Annotated in this window: 22 protein-coding genes and 3 pseudogenes; 14 read left to right on the plus strand and 11 right to left on the minus strand. The window is 70.4% G+C overall.

Annotation, left to right across the window (positions count from 1 at the left end):
• Positions 1-93: 93 nt before the first annotated feature.
• The 3 genes and pseudogenes from OH768_RS06065 to OH768_RS06075 all read left to right on the plus strand — a co-directional run.
• A pseudogene (locus OH768_RS06065) lies at positions 94-982 on the plus strand (enolase C-terminal domain-like protein); the annotation flags it as partial.
• A gap of 99 nt (positions 983-1,081) precedes the next feature.
• A complete protein-coding gene (locus tag OH768_RS06070) occupies positions 1,082-1,639 on the plus strand; it encodes a dioxygenase (RefSeq protein ID WP_406465157.1) in 558 nt (185 codons plus the stop codon).
• A gap of 54 nt (positions 1,640-1,693) precedes the next feature.
• Positions 1,694-1,909: pseudogene (locus OH768_RS06075) on the plus strand (muconolactone Delta-isomerase family protein); the annotation flags it as partial.
• On the opposite strand, the gene OH768_RS06080 reads toward OH768_RS06075, so the two are convergent.
• Entirely contained in the window at positions 1,870-2,910 is a 1,041-nt protein-coding gene (locus tag OH768_RS06080; RefSeq protein ID WP_406450804.1) for an LD-carboxypeptidase, read from the minus strand. The pseudogene OH768_RS06075 and the gene OH768_RS06080 sit on opposite strands and share 40 nt — an antisense overlap.
• A gap of 141 nt (positions 2,911-3,051) precedes the next feature.
• Here OH768_RS06080 and OH768_RS06085 point away from each other — a divergent pair, with 141 nt between their 5' ends.
• From OH768_RS06085 to OH768_RS06095, 3 genes are all read left to right on the plus strand, one after another.
• Entirely contained in the window at positions 3,052-3,906 is an 855-nt protein-coding gene (locus tag OH768_RS06085) for an oxaloacetate decarboxylase (RefSeq protein ID WP_406450806.1), read from the plus strand.
• 262 nt (positions 3,907-4,168) lie between these two features.
• Positions 4,169-5,086, plus strand: a complete 918-nt coding sequence (locus OH768_RS06090; protein WP_406450808.1) for an SGNH/GDSL hydrolase family protein — start codon at positions 4,169-4,171, stop codon at positions 5,084-5,086.
• Between the two features lie 131 nt (positions 5,087-5,217).
• Entirely contained in the window at positions 5,218-5,871 is a 654-nt protein-coding gene (locus OH768_RS06095) for a TetR/AcrR family transcriptional regulator (protein WP_406450810.1), read from the plus strand.
• A gap of 85 nt (positions 5,872-5,956) precedes the next feature.
• Here OH768_RS06095 and OH768_RS06100 read toward each other — a convergent pair whose 3' ends face one another.
• Together OH768_RS06100 and OH768_RS06105 are read right to left on the minus strand one after the other, a co-directional pair.
• A complete protein-coding gene (locus tag OH768_RS06100; protein ID WP_406450812.1) occupies positions 5,957-7,594 on the minus strand; it encodes an MFS transporter in 1,638 nt (545 codons plus the stop codon).
• Positions 7,595-7,893: 299 nt separating this feature from the next.
• Positions 7,894-8,349: a MarR family winged helix-turn-helix transcriptional regulator gene (locus tag OH768_RS06105; protein ID WP_406450814.1), complete on the minus strand. Its 456-nt coding sequence runs from the start codon at positions 8,347-8,349 to the stop codon at positions 7,894-7,896.
• 185 nt (positions 8,350-8,534) lie between these two features.
• Between OH768_RS06105 and OH768_RS06110 the strand changes: the two genes are divergently transcribed.
• Together OH768_RS06110 and OH768_RS06115 are read left to right on the plus strand one after the other, a co-directional pair.
• On the plus strand, positions 8,535-9,503 hold the full coding sequence (locus OH768_RS06110; RefSeq protein ID WP_406450816.1) for an alpha/beta hydrolase: 969 nt from the start codon (positions 8,535-8,537) through the stop codon (positions 9,501-9,503).
• A 61-nt stretch (positions 9,504-9,564) separates the two neighbouring features.
• Complete coding sequence (locus tag OH768_RS06115) at positions 9,565-10,305, plus strand: maleylpyruvate isomerase family mycothiol-dependent enzyme (RefSeq protein WP_406450818.1); 741 nt, start codon at positions 9,565-9,567, stop codon at positions 10,303-10,305.
• A 7-nt stretch (positions 10,306-10,312) separates the two neighbouring features.
• Here OH768_RS06115 and OH768_RS06120 read toward each other — a convergent pair whose 3' ends face one another.
• Positions 10,313-10,690 (minus strand): MarR family transcriptional regulator, encoded by a 378-nt coding sequence (locus OH768_RS06120; RefSeq protein WP_359612612.1) that lies wholly within the window; start codon positions 10,688-10,690, stop codon positions 10,313-10,315.
• A gap of 87 nt (positions 10,691-10,777) precedes the next feature.
• Here OH768_RS06120 and OH768_RS06125 point away from each other — a divergent pair, with 87 nt between their 5' ends.
• Together OH768_RS06125 and OH768_RS06130 are read left to right on the plus strand one after the other, a co-directional pair.
• On the plus strand, positions 10,778-12,268 hold the full coding sequence (locus OH768_RS06125) for an MFS transporter (protein WP_406450820.1): 1,491 nt from the start codon (positions 10,778-10,780) through the stop codon (positions 12,266-12,268).
• Between the two features lie 162 nt (positions 12,269-12,430).
• On the plus strand, positions 12,431-12,718 hold the full coding sequence (locus OH768_RS06130; RefSeq protein WP_406450822.1) for a DUF6332 family protein: 288 nt from the start codon (positions 12,431-12,433) through the stop codon (positions 12,716-12,718).
• Here the strand turns inward: OH768_RS06130 and OH768_RS06135 are convergent.
• The 4 genes from OH768_RS06135 to OH768_RS06150 form a co-directional block, all read right to left on the minus strand.
• Positions 12,679-13,344 carry a response regulator gene (locus OH768_RS06135; RefSeq protein WP_406450824.1) on the minus strand — a complete coding sequence of 222 codons (666 nt, stop codon included), beginning with the start codon at positions 13,342-13,344 and terminating at the stop codon, positions 12,679-12,681. The two genes, OH768_RS06130 and OH768_RS06135, sit on opposite strands and share 40 nt — an antisense overlap.
• The gene (locus OH768_RS06140; protein WP_406450826.1) at positions 13,341-14,576 is read right to left on the minus strand and encodes a sensor histidine kinase; all 1,236 of its coding nucleotides are present in this window, start codon (positions 14,574-14,576) and stop codon (positions 13,341-13,343) included. The genes OH768_RS06135 and OH768_RS06140 overlap by 4 nt, the downstream gene beginning before the upstream one ends.
• Before the next feature lie 102 nt (positions 14,577-14,678).
• Positions 14,679-15,236, minus strand: coding sequence for a hypothetical protein (locus OH768_RS06145; protein WP_406450828.1), 558 nt, complete (start codon positions 15,234-15,236; stop codon positions 14,679-14,681).
• 82 nt (positions 15,237-15,318) lie between these two features.
• Positions 15,319-16,038: a TetR/AcrR family transcriptional regulator gene (locus OH768_RS06150; RefSeq protein WP_406450830.1), complete on the minus strand. Its 720-nt coding sequence runs from the start codon at positions 16,036-16,038 to the stop codon at positions 15,319-15,321.
• Positions 16,039-16,205: 167 nt separating this feature from the next.
• Here OH768_RS06150 and OH768_RS06155 point away from each other — a divergent pair, with 167 nt between their 5' ends.
• The gene (locus OH768_RS06155; RefSeq protein WP_406450832.1) at positions 16,206-16,655 is read left to right on the plus strand and encodes a nitroreductase family deazaflavin-dependent oxidoreductase; all 450 of its coding nucleotides are present in this window, start codon (positions 16,206-16,208) and stop codon (positions 16,653-16,655) included.
• On the opposite strand, the gene OH768_RS06160 is transcribed toward OH768_RS06155, so the two are convergent.
• A complete protein-coding gene (locus tag OH768_RS06160; RefSeq protein ID WP_406450834.1) occupies positions 16,645-17,913 on the minus strand; it encodes a geranylgeranyl reductase family protein in 1,269 nt (422 codons plus the stop codon). The genes OH768_RS06155 and OH768_RS06160 overlap by 11 nt on opposite strands.
• A 132-nt stretch (positions 17,914-18,045) precedes the next feature.
• Between OH768_RS06160 and OH768_RS06165 the strand changes: the two genes are divergently transcribed.
• The 3 genes and pseudogenes from OH768_RS06165 (at position 18,046) to OH768_RS06175 (ending at position 21,010) form a co-directional block, all read left to right on the plus strand.
• On the plus strand, positions 18,046-19,401 hold the full coding sequence (locus OH768_RS06165; RefSeq protein ID WP_406450836.1) for a dipeptidase: 1,356 nt from the start codon (positions 18,046-18,048) through the stop codon (positions 19,399-19,401).
• A 23-nt stretch (positions 19,402-19,424) separates the two neighbouring features.
• Positions 19,425-19,874 (plus strand): annotated as a pseudogene (locus OH768_RS06170) (MBL fold metallo-hydrolase); the annotation flags it as partial.
• Positions 19,875-19,954: 80 nt separating this feature from the next.
• Complete coding sequence (locus OH768_RS06175; RefSeq protein WP_406450838.1) at positions 19,955-21,010, plus strand: protein kinase family protein; 1,056 nt, start codon at positions 19,955-19,957, stop codon at positions 21,008-21,010.
• Here OH768_RS06175 and OH768_RS06180 read toward each other — a convergent pair.
• Both OH768_RS06180 and OH768_RS06185 read right to left on the minus strand, forming a co-directional pair.
• Positions 20,983-22,053 carry an ABC transporter ATP-binding protein gene (locus OH768_RS06180; RefSeq protein WP_406450840.1) on the minus strand — a complete coding sequence of 357 codons (1,071 nt, stop codon included), beginning with the start codon at positions 22,051-22,053 and terminating at the stop codon, positions 20,983-20,985. The two genes, OH768_RS06175 and OH768_RS06180, sit on opposite strands and share 28 nt — an antisense overlap.
• Positions 22,050-23,147 carry an ABC transporter ATP-binding protein gene (locus tag OH768_RS06185; RefSeq protein ID WP_406465159.1) on the minus strand — a complete coding sequence of 366 codons (1,098 nt, stop codon included), beginning with the start codon at positions 23,145-23,147 and terminating at the stop codon, positions 22,050-22,052. The genes OH768_RS06180 and OH768_RS06185 overlap by 4 nt, the downstream gene beginning before the upstream one ends.
• Positions 23,148-23,164 lie beyond the last annotated feature (17 nt).

A 23,164-nucleotide genomic window follows, 5' to 3' on the forward strand; every position in this document is an offset into this window, starting at 1 on the left:
ATGGGCAGCAATCACGCCCGCAGCCTGACCCAACTCCGGGTAGGCAACGCCGGGTCAGGGTCGCCGGCCCGGCGCACCGTATGTCCGGGAGCCATTCAGCGGGTTCCCTACCGGAAGCCGCTGAAATTCGCGAGCGGGGAAGCCCGCACCGCCGATCACGTACTGGTACGGCTCCACACCGACGAGGGCCTGACGGGCACGGCCGAGGCGCCGCCGCGCCCGTATACGTACGGCGAGACGCAGGAGTCCATCGTGGCGGTGATCGACATGGCGCTGTGGGACATCCTCGGCCAGGCCGCGGGCATTCCGGTGTCCGGGCTGCTCGGCGGCTACACCGACCGGATGCGGGTCAGCCACATGGTGGGCTTGGCCCCGGCCGCCGCCATGGTCACCGAGGCGGAACGGATCCGGGACACGTACGGCGTGACCACGTTCGAGGTGAAGGTCGGGCGCCGCCCCTACACCGAGGATGTCGCGGCCTGTCGCGCGCTGCGCGAGGCACTCGGCCCGGACGTGGAGCTCTACATCGACGGCAACCGGGGCTGGACGGCGTCGGAGTCCGCCCGCGCCCTGCGGGAGATGGCCGACCTCGGCCTGACCTTCACGGAGGAACTCTGCCCCGCCGACGACGTGTTGGGCCGCCGCTGGCTGGTCGCGCGGAGCCCCGTGCCGTTCATCGCCGACGAGAGCTCCACCCGGCCCCGCCGAGGTCACCCGCGAACTGCTCGGCGGATCGGCCACCGCCATCAGCATCAAGGCCGCGCGCACCGGCTTCACCGCCTCCCAGCGCGTCCTGCACACCTGCGAGGGGCTGGGCGTGGAAGTGGTGATGGGCAATCAGATCGACGGCCAGATAGGGACGTTGTGCACCGTCACCTTCGGAGCGGCCCACCTCAGCAGCTCACGCTTCGCGGGTGAACTCTCCAACTTCCTCGACATGACCGACACCACCACCGAGCAGGCCACCGCCGCCGCTTCGGGAGCCGCCGCCACCGGGCAGTTCCGCAGCAAGCAGCGGACGGACGCGGCCGACGTCGACACCAAACGCGTCGACACCCTCGTCACCGAACTGCTCACCGCCGTGCACGACATCATCCGCCGCCACGAAGTGACCTACGCCGAGTACGACGCGCTGAAGTCCTGGCTGATCCAGGTCGGTGAGGACGGCGAGTGGCCGCTCTTCCTCGACGTATGGCTGGAGCATGTCGTCGAGGAGGTCGCCAACGCGAGCCGCGAGGGCAGCAAGGGCACCATCGAAGGCCCCTACTACGTGCCCAACTCCCCTGTCCTGCCTGCCGAGTCGGCCCTTCCCAAGCGGGACGGCGAGGCCGGCACCGCGCTGCTGTTCCAGGGCCGGGTCCGCTCCGTCGACGGTACCCCTCCGCCCGGCGCCACCATCGAGATGTCGCAGGCCGACAACGACGGCCTGTACTCCCAGTTCGATCCCGGCCTGCCCGAGTGGAACCCGCGCGGCACGGTGGTCGCCGACGACCGGGGCGGCTTCCGGATCCGCACCATCCAGCCGACGCCGTACCGGATCCCGACCGACGGCGCCTGCGGCAAGCTGATCAGCGCGGCCGGCCGGCATGCCACTTCGAGGGTGGCGAGCACGTGGCCGACAACATCGCCACCGCCGTGAAGCAGGCGTGACGCACCGTGCTGTTCGCCGTGCACATGCGTATCGCCCTCCCGCGAGGCCTACTGCCGGGAACTGCAGAAGTCGGGGCGGTGGGTGCACATCTGGCGGTGCGTCGGCCAGTACGCCAACATCAGCGTCTTCGACGTCGCCGGCAACGAGGCGCTGCACCAACTCCTGTGGGATCTACCGCTGTTCCCCTACATGACGATCGAAGTGACGCCTCTGGCACGTCACCCCTCCGACCTCGCGGCGGACGAGAAATCGGCCTGAGGAACGAGGACCGCCGGTTCGAGCAACGACAACGTCCGCTGCCCGGCGTCCAGTTGGGCACGGACACCGACCGGCATCGGCAGATTCGGCCCGGCGTGCCCGAACTCGACGTTGCCCAGGACCGGGATGTCACGGTCACCGAGCACATCGAGAACTATTTCCCGGAGGGTCGGGGACCCGTCGTCGTGCGTCCCGAGCCCGTCGATCTCGTGCGGGACGCCCACGACCATGCCGGAGATCCGATCGAGGATGCCGCAGTGCCGCAGCACCTGCAGATAGCTCCACACATACGCTGCCTGGCCGCCCGTCTCCTCCCAGAACAGCACGGCGCCGTCGAACCGTTCGAGCGGCAGCGCGTACGGCGTCGCCTGCGCCAGCACGATCCGATTGATCACCCCGCCGATCAGCGGGCCCTCGGCGCGACCGGCCCGCCAGCACTCCCACAACGGGGTGGCCGGCAGCGCACCGATCGCCCCGCAGCCGGTCAGCAGCCTCAAGTAGAGCCGCTCAAGCACCACTTGGCGCGCGGCGGGTACCGCCTGCCAGTGCCCGCCGAGTCCCGGGGTGGCCAGGTCGGCGTGAAATCCGACGAGACCGGTGCGCGCGTAGAGCACCAGATGCAGCAGCGAGATGTCGCTGTAGCCGAGGACCGGCTTGGGGTCGGCGACGACCGCCTCGAAGTCGATCAGGTCGAGGTAACCGAGCGCCGTCTGACCACCGTCGTGCGCGACGATCGCACGCACCTCGGGATCACGCAGCAGCCCATTGAACTCCTCGGCGATCTCCACCGGCCGAGCCGCACTCCACCAACGCTGCCGCCCTGCCCGCAGAAGCGGCGCCCGCCGCACCCGGAACCCCATCCGCTCCAGCACGACCACCGCCCGCTCGAGGTCGGGCTCGTAGACGGCGTGCAACGGCCCGGACAGCGAGGCGATGACGACGAGGTCCCCGGGCACCAGGGCCCGGGGCCGAAGCAGTTGAGGCAGGACGGTACGGGTCACCGAGGCAGTTTCCAGGCGCCTGTGACACCACGCCACTGATTTACCGCCAGGTCTCCCGCGCACCCGCGTAACCCCAAAAACATATCGATCGTTGCGCAAGCGCACATCACAACCGCCGCAAGAGACAAGAGGACCCGTTCAATGCCTCACGGCAGCGCACTGCGCAGCGCGATCACCGCTTCCGGCACAACGCCTCTGATCGGCGTGTACGACATGTACTCGGCGTCGATCGCCGCCCAGCACTATGACGGCCTCTTCGTCTCCGGGTTCGGATTCGCGGCGTCCTTCTACGGCCTGCCGGACATCGGTTTCATCGCCTGGCCGGACATCGTGGCCTTCACTGAGCGGCTCCGCTGGGCCTTCCCCCGCCATCACCTGCTGGTGGACATCGACGACGGCTACGGCGACCCGGAGGTGGCCTGTCATGTCGTACGGCGGCTGGAGCGGGCCGGTGCCTCGGGGGTGATCCTGGAGGATCAGAAGCGCCCGCGCCGGTGCGGTCATGTGGCGGGCAAGCAACTCCTCCCGCTCGACGAGTACCTCGACAAGCTCGAACGCGTACTGGCCTGCCGGACCGGCGACTTGACCGTGGTCGCGCGGACCGACGCGACCGACGAGGCCGAGATCCTCACGCGCGCCAAGGCGCTCGCCGCCACCGACGCCGACGTGGTGCTGGTGGACGGTGTGCGCGACGTCGACGCGATCCGCCGGATCCGCGACTCCATCGGCGACAAGCCGCTGCTGTTCAACCAGATCGCCGGTGGCCGCTCCCCCCGGTTGTCGCTGGGCGAGTTGGCGGAACTCGGCGTGGACGTCGCGATCTACAGCACCCCCTGTCTCTTCGCCGCGCACGAGGCGATGGACAAGGCCCTGACCGACCTCACAGTGACGGGCGGACGGCTCCCGGAGACGGGGGACAGCGGGGTGGGCGTATCGCAGTCCGTCGAACTGCTCACCCGCAACCTCCAGGGAACCCAGAGCACTCAGCACGGCTGACACAACGGAGCCCTCTATCTCCGGTTGGACGCGGTGATCGTCCCGCGGCACGAGGACGGCGCCCCGCCCCCGCCATAGCCTCGATCACATGGAGAAAGCGCGCGGCCCTTCGACGGAGCCGGCCGCCCGCTCTCCGTTACGCGGCGGCGTCGGCAGCGCAGCACGCCGCGGCGATCCCAGTCCACGAGAGCGCGGAGGCGTCGTGCCCATATTCGGATTGCCCCATTTCCCCGGCCGACGGTCGCGAAATCTCCGTACCGCCATGGCAGTTGTGGTCACCTCGGCCGCCGCGTTCACGCTGAGCGCGCCGACGGCGACCCCGATCTCGACCGTGTCCGCGTCCACATCCACTTTCGCCGAGACCTCAGTGGTCAGTACCGGCGGCGGATCCCCCTACGTCGCGCTCGGCGATTCCTACGCCTCGGGCGCCGGGCTGGGCGGCGTCAAAGACGCGGAGTGCGACCGTACGAGCGGCAGTTACCCCAGTCTGATCGCCAGGTTCTTCGCCGTCGCCGGGCCGCGTCACGCCTTCAAGGACGTCACCTGCAGCGGTGCCACCACCCGCGACTTCTGGAACGCCCGGGGCAGCAAGTCTCCGCAGATCGACGCCCTCACCGCTGACACGAGACTCGTCACCCTGACCCTGGGCGGCAATGACGTCGGCTTCTCCAGTGTGCTCGCCACTTGCGCGCGCCTCGCCCCCTCCGACCGGGACGGCAGCCCCTGCGAGCGGTACTTCACGGCGGACGGCAAGGACGTACTGGAGGAGCGCGTCACCGCGATGGAGGGGCGCGTCCACGACGTGCTCGCCGACATCAGGCGGCGCAGCCCGCACGCGAAGGTGATCGTCGTCGGATATCCCGCGCTCTTCCCGGACGACGGCGTCGCCTGCCCCGAAGTCCCCTTCGCCAAGGGCGACTTCGCCTATCTGCGGGACACGACGAAGAAGGCCAACCGGGCGCTGGCGCGGCAGGCGATGGCCGCCGGGGCGGGTACGTCCTTCGCGGACACCTATACGCCGACGATCGGCCACGACATGTGCCAACCCCGCGACGAACGGTGGATCGAGTCCCTGAGCCCCGCCGTGAACACCACGGCCGCGCACCCCAACTCCCTTGGCCAGTCGGTCATGGCGGGGTCGGCGCTCCGGCAGATCTACAAGCCGTTTCGCATGCCGTAGGGGTGGGGTGAGGGCAGGACACGGTGGGCCGCGGCCTCGGCTGACCGACAACGCTGCCCCGACCCGGAAAAACACCAGGTCAGGGCAGCATCGGTCGACGGACCTCGCCCCAGCCGCCGTATAGTCGCGTCATGCAAGAGACTGGGCGGATGGAGCCGACGCCCCGCAGGAACCTGCGCGAAGAGCAGAAGATCCTCACCCATCGCCGACTGCTCGAAGCGGCCGTCACCGTGTTCACCGAGAAGCCTTTTCTCGAAGCGCGGATGGAGGACATCGCCCAGGCCGCGGGGGTGACCCGGGTGACGGTCTACGCCCACTTCCCCGGCAAGGCCGAGATCGTGGACGCGCTGGTGGAGCGCTTGTACGGCCTGATGGGCGAGGCGTACGCCGACCTGGCCGCGCTGCCCCGGTGGACGCCGGCGGACATCCGGGCGTGGCTGGAGGAGGCTGCGGTCCGCTGGCGGGAGATGGCTCCGATCCGTCGCGTCGCCAACGCTGCGGCCCCGACGGCGCTGCGCAGCCTGGGCGACGGCCGGACGCAGTACGTCGAGGCGCACGAGCGGTATGTCGGCATGCTGGTCGGTGACTACGGGCGGTGGCGGGGGGTGGACCCCGCGGAGGCCCGGCAGCGTGCGCTGATGGCCGTACTGCAGACCGAGTCGTTCTTCTCCGCCTGGATCGCCGTCGAGTGGCCGTTGGAAACCGCTGACCCGCTGCGTCTGTTGGCCGACTCGCTCTGTCATCTCCTCGCCCCCGCAGTGGAGAACGACGGCGCTTCCGCCTGACCCGCCCAACGGGCCCTACGGCAGGGGTGGTTGGCCGTCGGTGTCGTAGCCGAGGACCAACCACCCCTGGAGCAGCGGCCGTTGGTCAGCCGGTCTCGCCAACGGCCGTTGCTCCGGCGGCCGGTTGTGTCGCCACCGCGGACTCCGTCTCCGTGTGCGGGGCGCGGGCGCGGACGCCGATCGTGACGAGGGCTACGGCGGCTGCCACGAGCATGCCGACTCCGCCGACGAGGGCGCAGGTGTGCAGCGCGTCGGTGAAGCTCGCCCCGTAGGCGGCCAGGGCCTGGCCGGTCGCCTCGCCGGAGTTGAGGTGCAGGAAGGCGCCCGCCTGGATGCCGGCGCCGTTCACCGTGCCGATGACCTGGCCCTGGTCGGCCGGGCTCAGGCCGGACGCGGCCACGTGGCCGGGCAGGGTGTCCAGGGTGCGGTTGGTGAGCATGACGCCGAAGATGGCCGGGCCCAGGGCGCTGCCGATCTGCCGGAGCGCGCTGTTGGCGGCGCCTGCGGTGCTGCCGAGGCGGCGCGGCAGGCTGTTCATGGCGATCGTGGTGATCGGGGCCATCGCGAGCGCGATGCCGATGCCGAACACCGCGATGACCAGGGCCGCTTCGCCGGTGCCGGTGGTGGCGTCGAAGAGGTTCACCAGGAGCGCCCCGATGCCGCCGACGAGCAAACCGGTCACCAGCACGAGGCCGGGCGAGAAGCGGTGCATCAGCCGGCCGACGACCGGGCCGAGGACGACGGTGAAGCCGTTGAGGGCGATCAGGCGCACCCCGATGTCCCAGGTCGAGGCGTGGTGGACGAGGCCGAAGTACTCGCTGAGCGAGAAGACGAGGCCGACCTGTGCGAACAGGGTGAGCGCCATGACGAACGCGGCCCCGGAGAACGCCGTGGACTTGAACAGGCGCATGTCCAGCATCGGGCAGCGGGAGCGCAGTTCGACGACCACGAAGGCCGGCAGTGCGAGGGCGGCCACGACGAACGCGGTCACGACCTCCGCCGAGCCCCAGCCCGGAGCGCCGCCGCCCTCGATGACGCCGTAGACGATGCCGGTGATGGCGACGATCGCGAGGAGTTGGCCGGGGATGTCGAGGTGGCGTTCGCGGTCGGAGCGGGAGTCGACCAGGACGAAGGCACCGACCAGGACCGTGAGGGCACCGATGGCCAGGGTGGGCAGGAAGATCCAGCGCCAGCTGGTGTGTTCGACGATCAGGCCGTTGAAGAGGGGGCCGAGGGTCAGGCCGAGGCCGAGGGCGGCCGTCCAGAGGGCTATCGCGCCGGCCCGCTTGCGATGGTCGGGGCAGACGTGGCTGATCAGGCCGAGGGTCGCGGGGAGCAGCGCGGCGGTGCCGACTCCGGTGAGCGCCTGGCCGACGCAGACCTGGACGACGCTGTGCGCGGTGAGGGCGACGAGACAGCCGACGCAGGACAGCGCCAGGCCGATCAGATACATCTTCTTGCGGCCGAAGAGGTCACCGATGACGCCGCAGGTCAGGAGCAGGGCGGCGGTCGGGAGGATGAACGCGTCGGTGATCCACTGGAGCCCGGTGGTGGAGGCGTCCAGCGCCTGCTGCATCACCGGAAGCGCCACCGACACGCCGACGACCGGCAGATAGGAGACGAAGACTCCCAGGCAGGCCAGCAGGATGGTGGCGGTGACGTGGCGGGACGGGGAGTCCGGCTGGGGGGACGGAGGCGAGACTTCGGAGACCAGGGTCGGCATGGCACCTCTTCGACGTCGTACGGGGCGGATTGACCGGGTGTGAACTGCGCGTGGCGTTCCGTGGGCGGCTACGACGGGGGTGACGGTGCCGACTCCGTCAGTCGCGTCCCGGGGCCCGGAGGCTGACGTGGTTGTTCGGCTTGAATCTCCATTGACGTAAGCCATTTCTTTTCGGGAAATCGCTTCGGACCGTATACCGGGGACCCGGTCCTGGAGATGCCGTTGGACCTGCAAACTAAGCTGAACAGCGGCGACGACACACTGCTCCGCAGGGCATGAACGCGCAGGTGGGAGGCCGGTCAGCCGGCGGCGACGTTGGCCGTGATCAGCCGGAGGAGCTGCTTCGCCAGGGCGTCCTGGTCGGGGGTCAGACCCATCGCGTCGCCGATCGACACGGGCACGGCGGCGGCCCGCTCCCGCATCCGCGCGCCGGTGTCGGTGAGCCTTATGGCGACCGAGCGCTCGTCGTCGCGCCGGCGTTCACGGCGCAGCAGTCCGTTCGCCTCCAGCCGCTTCAGCAGCGGGGAGAGCGTGCTGGATTCCAGTTGGAGCGCGGCGCCCAGTTCCCGTACGGAGATCGAGTCCTGCTCCCAGAGGACGAGCATGACGAGGTACTGCGGATAGGTCAGGCCCAGTTCGTCGAGCAGCGGCCGGTAGCGGGCGGTCACCGCGCGGGAGGCCGCGTACAGCGCGAAGCACAGCTGGTCGTCGAGGAGCAGCGATCCCTCGGCCGGTTCGGCGGCGGCTGGGCTCATGGTGCGGCTCCTCGCTCCGGTGCTCTTCAGGGCAATCACCACCTTATCGTTCGGGTCCGGTCGATCCTATCGAGGACGCTTAAGTTGTGCACGACTTAATCGTGCGCTACTCTCATCCTCGTGCCGCACCACCGGCCGAACCCCCGCCGGACTCCGCCCGCGGCACCCGATCCGAGGAGATCGTCATGACCGACAGCACCGCGCCCCGCCCCGTCCTCGAACCCGCGGCCCAGGCCTTCGCCGAGGCGACCGCGAACCCGCCCTATCTCTTCGATCTCGCCCCGGCCGAGGGCCGCAAGGCGGTCGACGAGGTGCAGTCCGGCGACATCGCGAAGCCCGCCGTCGACGAGGAGTGGATCACCGTCCCCGGCGGCCCGACCGGACAGGTCAGGACCCGTATCGTGCGCCCGGCCGGGGTCACCGGCACGCTCCCCGTGATCATCTACATCCACGGCGCCGGCTGGGTCTTCGGCAACGCCCACACCCACGACCGGCTGGTGCGCGAACTCGCCGTCGGCGCACACGCAGCGGTGGTCTTCCCGGAGTACGACCTCTCCCCCGAGGCCCGCTACCCGGTCGCCATCGAGCAGAACTACACCGTGGCCAAGTGGGTCGTGGAGCAGGGGGCGTCCAAGGATCTGGACGCCACCCGCATCGCCGCGGCCGGCGACTCGGTCGGCGGCAACATGACCGCCGCACTCACCCTCATGGCCAAGGAACGGGGCGACGTCCCCCTGGTGCAGCAGGTGCTGTTCTACCCGGTCACCGACGCGAGCTTCGACACCGCCTCCTACCACCAGTTCGCGGAAGGCTACTTCCTGCGCCGCGACGGCATGCAGTGGTTCTGGGACCAGTACACGACCGACGAGACCGAACGCGCCCAGATCACCGCCTCCCCGCTGCGGGCGACGACCGAGCAGCTCACCGGACTGCCCCCGGCCCTCGTCATCACCGGCGAGGCCGACGTCCTGCGCGACGAGGGCGAGGCCTACGCCAACAAGCTCCGCGAGGCCGGAGTCCCTGTCACCGCGGTCCGCTTCCAGGGCATCATCCACGACTTCGTGATGCTCAACGCCCTGCGCGAGACGCATGCGGCCGAAGCCGCCATCACCATGGCCGTGTCCGTGCTGCGCAAGGCGCTCGCCACCGGCTGACGCGACCCGCCCAGCCGCCCCCCTCCCCTTCGACCGCGCTTCATACGACACACTCGGCCGCATGGACACCGATGCGTTCGTGGGGACCCTCGACCGGGAGGGCGGCCTGCTGGCCTCGGCCGCCGAGGAGGCGGGCGCCGACGCCGAGGTTCCGACCTGCCCGGAGTGGCGGGTGCGGGATCTGCTGCGGCACACGGGGATGGTGCATCACTGGGCGACCGCGTTCGTCGCCGAGGGACACACCGCGTACCACCCCGACGCCGGTCTGCCGGAGCTGGACGGCGCCGAGTTGGTGGCCTGGTTCCGGCAGGGGCACCGTCGCCTCGTGGACACCCTCGCCGCCGCCCCGCCCGACGTGGCGTGCTGGTACTTCCTGCCGGCTCCGTCGCCGCTCGCGTTCTGGGCCAGACGGCAGGCACATGAGACGACCGTGCACCGGCTGGACGCGGAGTCGGCACGCGGCGGCACCCCGACCGCCATCGCCCCGGATTTCGCGGCCGACGGCATCGACGAGTTGCTGCGCGGCTTCCACGGCCGCAGCCGCAGCAGGGTACGCAGCGCGGAGCCCCGGGTGCTGCGGGTGCGGGCCACGGACACGGACGACGCCGTGTGGACCGTACGACTGTCTCAGCGGCCGCCCGCCGCCGAGCGGGGCGGCACCGGGGAAGCCGACTGCGAACTGGCCGGTCCCGCTGGGCAGTTGTACCTCGCCCTGTGGAACCGGACGCCGTTCCCGACCGTCTCCGGGGACGCGGCGCTCGCCGCGCTGTGGCGGGAGAAGTCGGCGATCACCTGGAGTTGACGGTCCGTCAGTCGGACAGCATCCTCGTCAACACCGCGCGCTGCAGCGGGAGTACCTCGCCATGCAGGTCGCGCCCTTTGTCCGTGAGGGTCACGCGCACGCCCCGGCGGTCCTCCGCGCACATGCCGCGCTCGACGAGACCGTCCTTCTCCAGCCGGGCGATCAGGCGGGACAGGGCGCTCTGGCTGAGGTGGACACGTTCGGAGATCTCCTGAACGCGGTAGGCGCACGCGTCGCCCGCCAGCACGTCCAGCACCTCGAAGTCGCTGCCGCACAGGCCGTGTTGGTGCAGGGTGCGGTCGAGTTCGCACTGGGTGCGGGCGTGCAGCGCCAGCATCTCCCGCCACTGGTCCACGAGCGCCTGCTCGGCCTTCTTCGCCGCCATGAGAGCGCACCGTAGCAGAGAAGCGGGTTTATTGCACCGTAATTAAATGCGTTTGCATTCGATGCATACGCATGTAGTCTCTGCGGCATGACCTCTCCGCTCTCCCCTCCCGCGGCCCCGTCGTCGGCGGTTCGCTGGACCCCACGGCTGTGGGGCACCCTGCTGGTGCTCTGCGCCGCGATGTTCCTGGACGCGCTGGACGTGTCGATGGTCGGCGTCGCCCTGCCCTCCATCGGCTCCGAACTCGACCTCTCCACCTCGACACTCCAATGGATCGTCAGCGGCTACATCCTGGGATACGGCGGGCTGCTCCTCCTCGGCGGCCGGACCGCCGACCTGCTGGGCCGGCGCCAGGTCTTCCTGGTCGCCCTGGGAGTCTTCGCGGTGGCCTCACTGCTCGGCGGGCTCGTCGACTCGGGTCCGCTGCTGATCGCCAGCCGCTTCATCAAGGGCCTCAGCGCGGCCTTCACCGCACCGGCCGGTCTGTCGATCATCACGACGACCTTCGCCGAGGGCCCGCTGCGCAACCGCGCCCTGTCCATCTACACCACCTGCGCGGCCACCGGCTTCTCGATGGGCCTGGTGCTCTCCGGCCTGCTCACGGAGGCCAGTTGGCGGCTCACCATGCTGCTTCCCGCGCCCATCGCGCTGATCGCCCTGCTCGCCGGCCTGAAGCTGCTGCCCCGCAGCGAACGCGAGAAGGACCACAACGGCTACGACGTCCCCGGCGCCGTCCTCGGCACCGCGTCGATGCTGCTGCTGGTCTTCACCGTCGTACAGGCTCCCGAGGCCGGGTGGGCGTCGGCGCGAACTCTCCTGTCTTTCCTGGCCGTTGCCGTCCTGCTGAGTGTCTTCGTGTACGTCGAGCGGCGCTCCGCCGGGCCGTTGATCCGGCTCGGGGTGCTGCGCTCCGGCAACCAGATCCGCGCCCAGCTCGGCGCGATGGCGTTCTTCGGGTCGTACGTCGGCTTCCAGTTCCTCGTCACGCTGTACATGCAGTCGCTGCTCGGCTGGTCCGCGCTGCACACGGCGCTCGCCTTCCTGCCGGCCGGAGCGGTGGTGGCGGTGTCCTCGACGAAGGTCGGCTCGATCGTCGACCGGTTCGGCACCCAGCGGCTGATCGCGACGGGCTTCGCGCTGATGGTCGTCGGGTACGCGCTGTTCCTGCGGGTCAGCCTCGATCCGGGGTACGCGGCGGTGATCCTGCCGTCGATGGTGCTGATCGGTGCGGCCTGCGCGCTGGTCTTCCCCTCGCTGAACATCCAGGCCACGAACGGGGTCGAGGACCACGAACAGGGCATGGTCTCGGGGCTGTTGAACACCTCGGTCCAGGTGGGCGGCGCGATCTTCCTTGCCGTCGTCACGGCCGTGGTCACCGCCCACGCCCCCGCGCACGCCACCCCGCAGGCGGTGCTGGACAGTTACCGGCCCGGGCTCATCGTGGTGACGTTCATCGCGCTCGCCGGGCTGCTGATCACCCTGCCGGGGCTGCGCGGCCGTCGCGACCAGCAGACCCTCGTGGTCGCCAAGTCCACTGTGAAGGAGGCGGAGGCGGAGCGCGTGGCGGTCCGCGACTAGGGGCTCCGCCGGACGCCGGTGTTTCGTCTGCGGGTCCGTCGTGGCTGGTCGCGCAGTTCCCGCGCCCCTTTGGGACGCGGCTGACACCAGGCCGACTTACGAGGAATGTGCGCCCGGCGGAGCCGATTGCTCCGTCGGGCGCACACGTGTGAGACTTCCCGGATGAGCATGACCGGGGGACGGCGCACACAGGCCGAGCGGGACGCCATGACCGTCGAGATCGGATACGCGCTGGTCAGCGCGGTGTTCGCGGCTGTCGTCGTCTTCGGGGCGGTCGCCGGTCCGGTGTGGCTGTTCGAACTGCCGGGCACGGTCGAGACGTTACTGACGCGAGCGGGGCTCGTGCTGCTGCCCGTCGTGTTCTTCGTGCGCGTTGCGACCGTGCTGTACCGGTATCGGCGGGCGGCGGGTCAGCCCAGCCAGCCGGGGCGGACCAACCCCGACTCGTAGGCCAGCACGACCAGTTGGGCCCGGTCCCGGGCGCCCAGCTTCACCATCGTGCGGCTGACATGGGTCTTCGCGGTGAGCGGGCTGACGACCAGGCGGCGGGCGATCTCCTCGTTCGAGAGGCCGATACCGACCAGGGCCATCACCTCCCGTTCCCGCTCGGTGAGCTGGGTGAGGGCGTCGGCGGTCGCCGGTTCTTTGGAGCGGGCCGCGAACTCGGCGATCAGACGGCGGGTCACCCCGGGAGACAGCAGTGCGTCGCCGTCGACCACCGCCCTTACCGCGCGCAGGAGTTCGTCCGGTTCGGTGTCCTTGACGAGGAAGCCGGAGGCGCCGGAGCGGATCGCCTCGAAGACGTACTCGTCGAGTTCGAAGGTGGTCAGCATGACGACCTTCACGTCTTCCAGATCGCCGTTCCCGGTGATGCGTCGGGTCGCCGCGAGGCCGTCGAGCAGCGGCATGCGGATGTCCATCAGGACGACGTCGGGGCGCAGTTCGCCCACCTTGCGCACCGCCTCCTCACCGTCGGAGGCCTCGCCCGCGACCTCGATGTCCGGCTGCGCGTCCAGCAGCGCCTTGAAGCCGGCGCGGACCAGCGACTGGTCGTCGGCGAGCAGTACCCGGATCACCGGTCGTCCTCCTTCGGTGTGCCCTTCAACGGCAGTACGGCGAGCACCCGGAAGCCGCCGTCCGGGCGCGGGCCCGCCTCGATGGTGCCACCGAGCGCGGCGGCCCGCTCCCGCATCCCGGCCAGCCCGTTGCCGCTGCCCCCGGCCTCCGCGCCGGTCGCGGGCCCGTCGTCGTCGACGCGCAGCCGCAGCTCCCGGGGATCGTGGTCGACGTGCACGCGCGCGTGCCGTGAACCCGAGTGCCGTACGACATTGGTGAGGGCCTCCTGAACGACGCGGAAGGCGGCGAGGTCGGTGCCGGGCGGGAGGCGGGGCGGGGTTCCCTCTACCTCGACGGTGAGGCCCGCGCTCGCCGCCTGCTGCACCAGTTCGGGCAGCCGGTCGAGGCCGGGAGCCGGGGCTCGTGGCGCGTCGCCCGGGGTGCGCAGGCTGTCGAGGACCTGACGGACCTCGCCGAGCGCCTCCTTGCTGGCGGCCTTGATCGTGGTGAGAGCCGTACGGGCCTGCTCGGGGTCGGAGTCGAGGAGCGCGAGGCCGACGCCCGCCTGGACGTTGATGACGGAGATGCTGTGCGCGAGGACGTCATGGAGTTCGCGGGCCATCCGCAGCCGCTCCTCATCGGCGCGGCGGCGGGCCGCCTGGGCGCGCTCGGCGCGGTCGCGGACCCACTGGTCGCGGCGGGTGCGGGCCAGTTCGGAGATCGCGGCGACGGCCACCAACCAGGTGGCGACGGCCAGTTCACGGCCCCAGGGCATCGCGTGGTCGTGCTGCGGGGGCAGCCACCGGTAGAGCCAGTGCGCGATCAGGAGGTGCGCCGCCCAGAGCGCGCCGAGCGCGGTCCAGGCCGCCCAGCGGCGCCCGGCGACGACCGCGCTGAAGCAGCCGAGCGCGACGGGCAGGAAGACAGGGCCGTACGGGTATCCGGCGCCGAAGTAGAGCACGGCGGCGAGCACGGTCCCGAAGGCCACGCCCACCGGGTATCGGTGGCGCCACAGGAGCAGCACCGATCCGGCGACGAGCAGCACGCGCGCGTACGGGTCGAGTGGGACGCGGTCGGGCTGGCCGTGCCCGGCGAAGCTGCTGCCCACCAGCACGAACACGGTAACCAGCAGCGTGGAACGCCACGGCCACCGGTTCGGGGCCGTCGGCTCCCCTTCCGGACCGCTCCACCACGGCGGTCCGTGGCGCCGCCACCGGGGTGGCCCGCCGCCGGATACGCGCTGCTCGTCCATGCACGTCACGCTAGCCGCCGGGCCGCCTCGCGGGCGTCAGCCGGACGGGGTGATCACACGTACTTCCCGGGGAGTACGTCCACACCCGTGATCGCAGGTCGCCTACCGGTCCCGATCGATCCGTACGACGGCGTGTGCCAGCTCCCGGGCCGAGGCAGGAAGGACGAACCCGGGGAAGCGTCCGGTGCGACGCCCTCGATCGGCCCACGCCTCGAAGTCGTGGCTGACGGCGTGCGGAGTCAGCAGGAGCGCCACGGCCAGGGACCCGAACGCGCCTCCCTCGACGGTGGACGCCGTGAACCAGCCGTCCGGATCCGCAGTGATCCTGCGCTTGGGCCACACCTCACCGGGGGCCACCGTGCGATGGACGATCCAGAGATCCTTGTCCTGAGGTTTGCCGACGACTCTCCCCGAGATCGTCACCTCTGCGCCCACCGTGTCCTTGTCGACGGGATCGGTGAGCCAACCCTGGCATTCGGCCCCTGGTTGAGCCTGCTCGGCCAATTGTCTGAGCTGCTCCTGTCGTCTGCGCCGCAGGTATCTCTTCGGATAGCGGCACCAGTGGCCCACAATCCGCCGCCCGCGCCGGCTGCAGGACAGGAACACCGTCGCCAAGACGCCACTGGCCGCACTGGTCACCACACTCCACAAGGTGTTCATCGCCCTGAAGGCACCCCCTCACCCGGGAAAGTGCCCCGACTATCCCACAACTCCCTTTTGAGGGTGCCTTCCTGAGCCCGACTCAGGAGACCTTGGCCGCCGCCGGCCCCGCTGCGGAGTCGAGCCCCACTTCACGAGCCAGCCGTTCCGCGGCATGCCGGAAGAACTGCTCGCGGTCCTCGACGACGCGGCGGAACTGGCCGAAGAGTTCGAAGCTGACCAGGCCGTAGGTCTCGGCCAGGGCGGCGACGAGGGCGATGGCCGACCCGGGCGGGAGGCCGTCGGCGAAGTCCGCGATCATGCGGTCCGCCTCGGGGCGCAGGCCGGGCGGGAGCGGGGGCTCGGTGAGGGTGCCGGCCCGGTGGGCGTCCTGGGCGACACCGATGAGGAGGAGGGCGACGCGGGAGGCGGACGGGACGGTCGTCTCGGGGGCGACATAGCCGGGGACCGGTGAGCCGTAGATCAGCGCGTACTCGTGCGGGTTCGCGAGTGCCCAGGTGCGCACCGCCTCGCACACGGCCGTCCAGCGGCGCAGCGGGGCGGCGTCGGCGACTTCGGAGTGTGCCGTCTCCGCGGCCTCGCCCAGGGAGTCGTAGGCGTCGATGATGAGAGCGGTCAGCAGGTCGTCGCGGCTGGGGAAGTACCGGTACAGGGCGGAGGAGACCATGCCCAGTTCACGGGCCACGGCGCGCAGCGAGAGCTTCGCGGCGCCCTCGGCGGCGAGCTGTCTGCGCGCCTCGTCCTTGATGGCCGCGGTGACCTCGATCCTGGCTCGGGCGCGGGCGCCTTGTGTGGTGCTCATGCGGGCAAGTGTGGCATGGATTCAGATCAGTGCACACAAACGAGAGCGGCGAACAGAAAAGAGAGCACCGCTCTTGCACTGGATCGCCGAACCGGTGCAGACTGTTCCCGAGAGCGAGAGCAGTGCTCACAAAAGGGAGCCGCGCTCTCCAAAACCCAGGAGTCGTCATGAGCACGCACGTCCAGAAGCCCGGCTGGTTCACGGTCAACGTCTTCAACCGCGCCGTCGCCTGGTTCACCCGCCGCGGTCTCAGCGTCTGGGGCTCACGAGTGCTCGCGGTCCGCGGCCGTAAGAGCGGCGAGTGGCGGACCACCCCGGTGAACCTGCTGACGGTGGACGGACAGCAGTACCTCGTCGCCCCGCGCGGGCACGTCCAGTGGACACACAACATGCGGGCGGCGGGCGGCGGCGAACTGCGGCTCGGCAAAAAGGTGGACGTGTTCACCGCGACCGAGGTCACCGGCGACGACAAGGTGCCGCTGCTGCGCGCCTACCTCAAGCGCTGGAAGGCCGAGGTCGGCGTGTTCTTCGGAGGAGTCGGCCCCGACTCCTCCGAAGACGAGCTGCGGCGGATCGCCCCCGACCACCCGGTCTTCCACGTCACGGTCAGGAGCTGACCTCGCCCTCCGCGGACTCCACCGCCTCCACGGGCGGCACGGCTTCCGCGGTCCTGCGGTCGAAGGCGGTCAGCGCGCGCTGCGCCATGGGGTGGCTGCGCACCAGCTCGCCCAGTGTGGTCGAACCCCGGGTAATGTCCATGAAGGCCTTCCAGGCCGGCCGGAAGCCGGTGAGGGCGGCGTGGAACAGTCCGGGGCGCCGCTCGAAGACCGCGAGCATGGTCTTGCCGACGCTCATCTCCACGCCGAGCCCCGCCTTGATCGCGAACGCGTAGTTCAGCGCCTGTCGGCGGGTGTCCACGGCGTCGTGCGCCTCGGCGATCCGCACCGCCCACTCCCCCGCGAGCCGTCCCGAGCGCAACGCGAACGAGATGCCCTCCCGGGTCCACGGCTCCAGGAGTCCCGCCGCGTCCCCGCACACTAGCACCCGCCCGCGCGAGAGCGGCGAGTCGTCCGCCCGGCAGCGGGTCAGGTGCCCGGAGGAGATGCTCGGTTCGAAGCCGGCGAGGCCGAGCCGGGCGATGAAGTCCTCCAAATACCGCTTGGTGGCGGCGCCTTCACCGCGCGCGGAGATCACCCCGACCGTGAGCGTGTCACCCTTGGGGAAGACCCAGCCGTAACTCCCGGGCATCGGGCCCCAGTCGATGAGCACCCGGCCCTTCCAGTCCTCGGCGACGGTGTCCGGCACCGGGATCTCCGCCTCCAGGCCCAGGTCCACCTGATCGGTCTTGACCCCGACGTGCGCCCCTATGCGGCTGGCACTGCCGTCGGCGCCGACGACGGCCCGCGCGAGGACCGTCTCGCCGCCGCTCAGCACCACGGCGACCGTACGGCGGTCCGGCACCGCGGAGCCGTGCTGCTCGACTCGTGTCACTGTGACGCCGGTGCGCAGCTCGGCGCCCGCCTTCTGCGCGTGCTCGACGAGCTGCTGGTCGAACTCGGGCCGGTTGATCAGCCCGAACAGCATCTGCCGGGACCGGCGGGTGCGGGTGAATCGCCCGTTGTTCGAGAACGTTATGGCGTGCACCCGGTCCTTCAACGGCAGCTCGAAGCCCGGCGGCAGGGAGTCGCGCGAAGGTCCGATGATGCCGCCGCCGCACGTCTTGTAGCGCGGCAACTCGGCCTTCTCCAGCAACAGCACACGCCGTCCCGCGACGGCCGCCGCATAGGCGGCCGAGGCCCCCGCGGGTCCCGCGCCCACCACGACGACGTCCCACACCCGCTGCACGTCGTCCGCCGAAGAGTTCTCGCTGCTCACGATGGTCTACTGCTCCCGATCAAGCCGCTGCCGCACCTGTCCCCCGCATCCTACGGCGGACATCGCCACAGGCCGTTGTGGGAGGATCGACGGCATCATTCGTACAACGTCGCACCCACAAGGAGCGTGCCCATGTCGTCGAATCCGGTCGCCGAGACCGTCGCCTCGCTGATGCCCAGGGCAAGAACTGAGCTCAGCGAGCTGGTGGCCTTCAAGTCGGTGGCGGACTTCGACCAGTTCCCGAAGAGCGAGAGCGAGGGCGCCGCGAACTGGGTCGCCGACGCGCTGCGCACCGAGGGTTTCCAGGACGTGGCCGTGCTCGACACCCCGGACGGCACACAGTCGGTCTACGGCTACCTGCCCGGCCCCGAGGGCGCGAAGACCGTGCTCCTGTACGCCCACTACGACGTACAGCCGCCGCTCGACGAGGCGGCCTGGACCACCCCGCCCTTCGAACTGACCGAGCGCGACGGCCGCTGGTACGGGCGTGGCGCCGCCGACTGCAAGGGCGGCGTGATCATGCACCTGCTCGCGCTGCGCGCCCTCAAGGCCAACGGCGGCATCCCGGTGCACATCAAGGTGATCGCCGAAGGCTCGGAGGAGCAGGGCACCGGCGGTCTGGAGCGGTACGCCGAAGAACACCCCGAACTCCTCGCCGCCGACACGATCGTGATCGGCGACACAGGAAACTTCCGCGTCGGCCTGCCCACGGTCACCTCGACCCTGCGTGGCATGACCCTGGTGCGGATCCAGATCGACACCCTCGAAGGCAACCTGCACTCCGGGCAGTTCGGCGGCGCCGCGCCCGACGCGCTCGCCGCGCTGATCCGCGTACTGGACTCGCTGCGCGCCAAGGACGGCTCGACGACCGTCGACGGGCTCGCCGCCCACGCCACCTGGGACGGGCTGTCGTACGACGAGGGGCAGTTCCGCCAGGACGCCAAGGTGCTGGACGGCGTCGAGCTGATCGGTTCCGACGCCGTCGCCGACCGCATCTGGGCGCGCCCGGCCGTCACGGTCCTCGGCATCGACTGCCCGCCGGTCGTCGGCGCCACCCCCTCCGTGCAGGCGGGCGCCCGCGCACTGGTCAGCCTCCGCGTCCCGCCGGGCGTCGACGCGGCCGAGGCCACCAAGCTGCTCCAGGCCCACCTGGAGGCCCACACCCCGTGGGGCGCCCGCGTCCGCACCGAACAGATCGGCCAGGGCCAGCCCTTCAGCGCCGACACCACCAGCCCGGCGTACGCGGCGATGGCCGACGCGATGGCGGTCGCCTACCCCGGCCAGGAGATGCAGTACGCCGGCCAGGGCGGCTCCATCCCGCTGTGCAACACCCTCGCCGCCCTCTACCCGCAGGCCGAGATCCTCCTCATCGGCCTCAGCGAGCCGGAGGCCCAGATCCACGCGGTCAACGAGAGCGTGTCCCCGGAGGAGTTGGAGCGCCTGTCGGTGACGGAGGCGTTGTTCCTCCAGAACTACGCGGCCAGCTGACCAGCTCTGCCCTCAGCAGAGGCATCGCGGCGGCGATCACCTCGCTGGGGCGGGATCCAGGGGCCGTGGAGCGGATCGTCCTCACCCATTTCCACGAGGATCACATGGGCGGGGCGGCCGAGTTGGCCACGCTGGGCGGTCCGGAGGTGCTCGCGCATCGACTGGACGCTCCGGTCGTACGCGGTCAAGTGCCGGGCCCGCCACCGGTGTTCGAGGACTGGGAGCGGCCGATCCATATCGGGGCGGTCAGGCATCTGCCACAGGGGGAAGTCCAACGCCCGGGCATGCTAACGGAGTTGGAGGACGGTGACGTCCTGGACTTCGGAGGCTGCGCTCATGTCGTCCACTCCCCCGGCCACACGGACGGCAGCATCGCGCTCCATCTGCCGGAGCACGGCGTGCTGTTCACTGGTGACGCCGTCGCCGCGTCACCGGTCGACGGCGAGGTGATGCTCGGCGTGTTCAACGGTGATCCGGTGAGCGTGACGAGGCGGGCCCTGTGCACTTCGGAGATCGGCGGACAAGTACACCGCCCCACGTCGAGGATGAACCCATGCCCCGCACCGAGCGCCTCATCGCCCACAGTGACATCGCCACCTCCCTCGCCCTCCTCTCCGACCACGAACTCGCCGAACTGGTCGACACGGGGACGCCGTTGGGGTCGGGTATCGGCGGTCGCTCGGCGCTGATCGAGGTGGACGGCAGAAGGGTGTTCGCGAAGGGGATGCCGCTCACGGATCTGGAGCGGCGGCCGGAGAACGTCCGGTCCACGGCCAACGTGTTCGGGGCACCCGCCTACTGCCACTACGGGATCGGCGCCGTCCCCAACGCCGGTTTCGGAGTCTGGCGCGACCTGGCCGTGCACGAGATGACGACCAACTGGGTGCTCTCCGGCCGCTTTTCGGGCTTTCCGCTGCTGCACCACTGGCGTGTGCTGCCCGACCCGGAACAGTCACTGCCCGACGAACTCGGCGACGTGGAGCGGAACGTGGCCTACTGGGGCGCCGGACGTGAGCACATCGAGGCCCTGCGCACGGCGTCCGCGAGCCTGACACTGTTCATGGAACACCTGCCGCACACCCTCCACGACTGGTTCTCCGAACAACTGCGCACCGACGACGCCGACACCGCCTGCGCCCTCGTGGAGCGGGGCCTCGAAGCCGTCACCGGCTTCCTCCACGAACACCAACTCACGCACTTCGACGTCCACTTCAGGAACATTCTGACCGACGGACAGCAGCTCTTCCTCGCCGACTACGGCCTCGCACTCTCCCCGCGTTTCCGACTCGCGGCGGACGAACGCGACTTCTACGACCGCCACCGGCACTACGACCGCGCCTACGCTTTCTCCTACCTGGTGCACTGGCTCGTCGTGGACCTGTACGGCTACGGCAGGGACGAGCGCGAGGACTTCATCCGCGCGTGCGCCGACGGCAAACGGCCCGAGGGCATCCCCGGGGCCGCCGCCGAACTCATCTCCCGGTACGCCCAACTCGGCGCGACGGTGGGCGACTTCAACCGCCGTCTGTGCGACGTGAGCAGGCTGACCCCGTACCCGTCCGCCGAGGAACTCGGCCTCGACTACAACAGCTCCACGCTCTCCGCGTAGTGACAAGCAACGGGGTTCCCCCCACCCCGGTCGACCAGCGCCGGTACCTCCTCGACGCAGGACGCGCGCTCACTCTCGGTCAGCTGGCTGGCGAACTTCGGGCAGCGCGTGCGGAAGCGGCAGCCGCTGGGCGGACGCACCGGGCTCGGGACGTCGCCCTGGATGGTGATCCGTTTCCGGGCGCGTTCCTTGCGCGGGTCGGGCAGCGGGATGGCTGAGACCAGGGCCTGGGTGTACGGATGTGCCGGGCGGGCGAAGAGCTGGCGGGCGGGGGCGATCTCGACCAGGCGGCCCAGGTACATGACGGCGACCCGGCCGGCCACGTGCCGCATCACCGACAGGTCGTGGGCCACGAACAGGAAGGACAGGCTCAGTTCGCTCTGCAGGTCCATCAGCAGGTTGAGGACGCCCGCCTGGATCGACACGTCCAGGGCCGACACCGGTTCGTCGAGGATGACGACCTTCGGGCGCAGCGCCAACGCCCTTGCGATGCCGATGCGTTGGCGCTGTCCGCCGGAGAACTCGTGGGCGAACCGGTTGCCGTGCTCGGGGTTGAGCCCGACCAGCCGTAGGAGTTCGCTCACCTCGGCGCCCGCCCCGGACCCGTACCGCCCGTGGATGCGCAGCGGTTCGGCGACGATCTCGTGGACGGTCATCCGGGGGTCCAGCGAGGCGTACGGATCCTGGAAGACGATCTGCAACTCCCGCCGCAGGGGCCGCATCTGACGTCTGCTCAGCTCGGTGAGCTCATGCCCCTGATAGCGAACCTGGCCCGCGGTCGCCCGTTCCAGGCCGAGGACGGTGCGGGAGATCGTGGTCTTGCCGGAGCCCGACTCCCCCACCAGGCCCAGGGTTTCGTTCTCGTGGAGGTCGAAGGAGACTCCGCAGACGGCGTGCACATCGCCGACGCGGCGCCGGATGATGCCCTTGGACATGACCGGGAAGTGTTTGACCAAGTCCCGTACCTGGAGGACCGGTTCGCCGGCGCCGCCGTGGCCGGGCAGCGGCGGCAGGGGGGTGGCGGCCTGCGCGGGCGCGGTCATACGGGGTCCTCCTCGGGGTTCGTGGCGGGGGCCGCGTCGGCGAAGCGGGCCAGGGCCTCGGTGTCCGCGCCGACCGCGTCGAAGACCTGGTCGGCGCCGGTGTCGACGAGTTCGTCGGCGAAGTGGCAGGCACTGAGGTGCAGGTCTCCGCCCGCCCTGCGCAGGACGGGTTCGTCGGTGTCGCACACGTCCCGGCGCATCGGGCAGCGGGGCGAGAAAGGGCAGCCGGGCGGCAGGTTGAGCAGGCTCGGCGGCGATCCGGTGATGGGGGTGAGCCGTGCCTCCTCGCGGTCGAGGCGGGGCAGGGAGCCGAGCAGGCCCAGGGTGTAGGGCATGCGCGGGGTGTAGAAGATGTCCTCGACCGACCCCGTCTCCACTATCCGGCCGGCGTACATGACCGCGACCCGGTCGGTGTGGCCGGCCACCACACCCAGGTCGTGGGTGATGAGGACGAGCGCCGCGCCGGTCTCGGCGCGGGCGGTCTCCAGGGCTTCGAGGATCTGCGCCTGCACGGTGACGTCGAGGGCGGTGGTCGGCTCGTCGGCGATGATCACGTCCGGGTCGTTGGCCATGGCGATCGCGATGACCACGCGCTGGCGCATGCCGCCGGACATCTCGTGCGGGTAGCTGTCGACGCGCCGTTCGGGGCTGGGGATGCCGACCGTGCCGAGCAGTTCGACGGCCCGTTTGCGGGCGTCCTTGTGTTTCATCTCGGGGTTGTGGCGGAGCAGGGTCTCACTGATCTGGTAGCCCACGTTGTAGACGGGGTTGAGGGAGGTCATCGGGTCCTGGAAGATCATCGCGATGCCGCTGCCGCGCAGGTCGGAGAGGCGCGCGTCGGACAGGCCGAGGAGTTCGGTGCCCTCGAAGCGGACCGAGCCGCGCACCTTGGCGCCGGTCGGCAGCAGCCCCATCACGGCGAGGGCGGTCACCGACTTCCCGGACCCCGACTCGCCGACGATGCCCAGCGATTCGCCGCGGTCGAGCCGGTAGCCGACGCCGCGTACGGCCCGTACCGTCCCGTCCTCCGTGCCGAACTCCACACTGAGGTCCTCGACTTCGAGCACGGCGGACGTCACGGGAACCTCGCGCACTCCATGACTCGTGGTCG

The organism is Streptomyces sp. NBC_01622 (genome assembly GCF_045209635.1).
GTDB lineage: Bacteria > Actinomycetota > Actinomycetes > Streptomycetales > Streptomycetaceae > Streptomyces.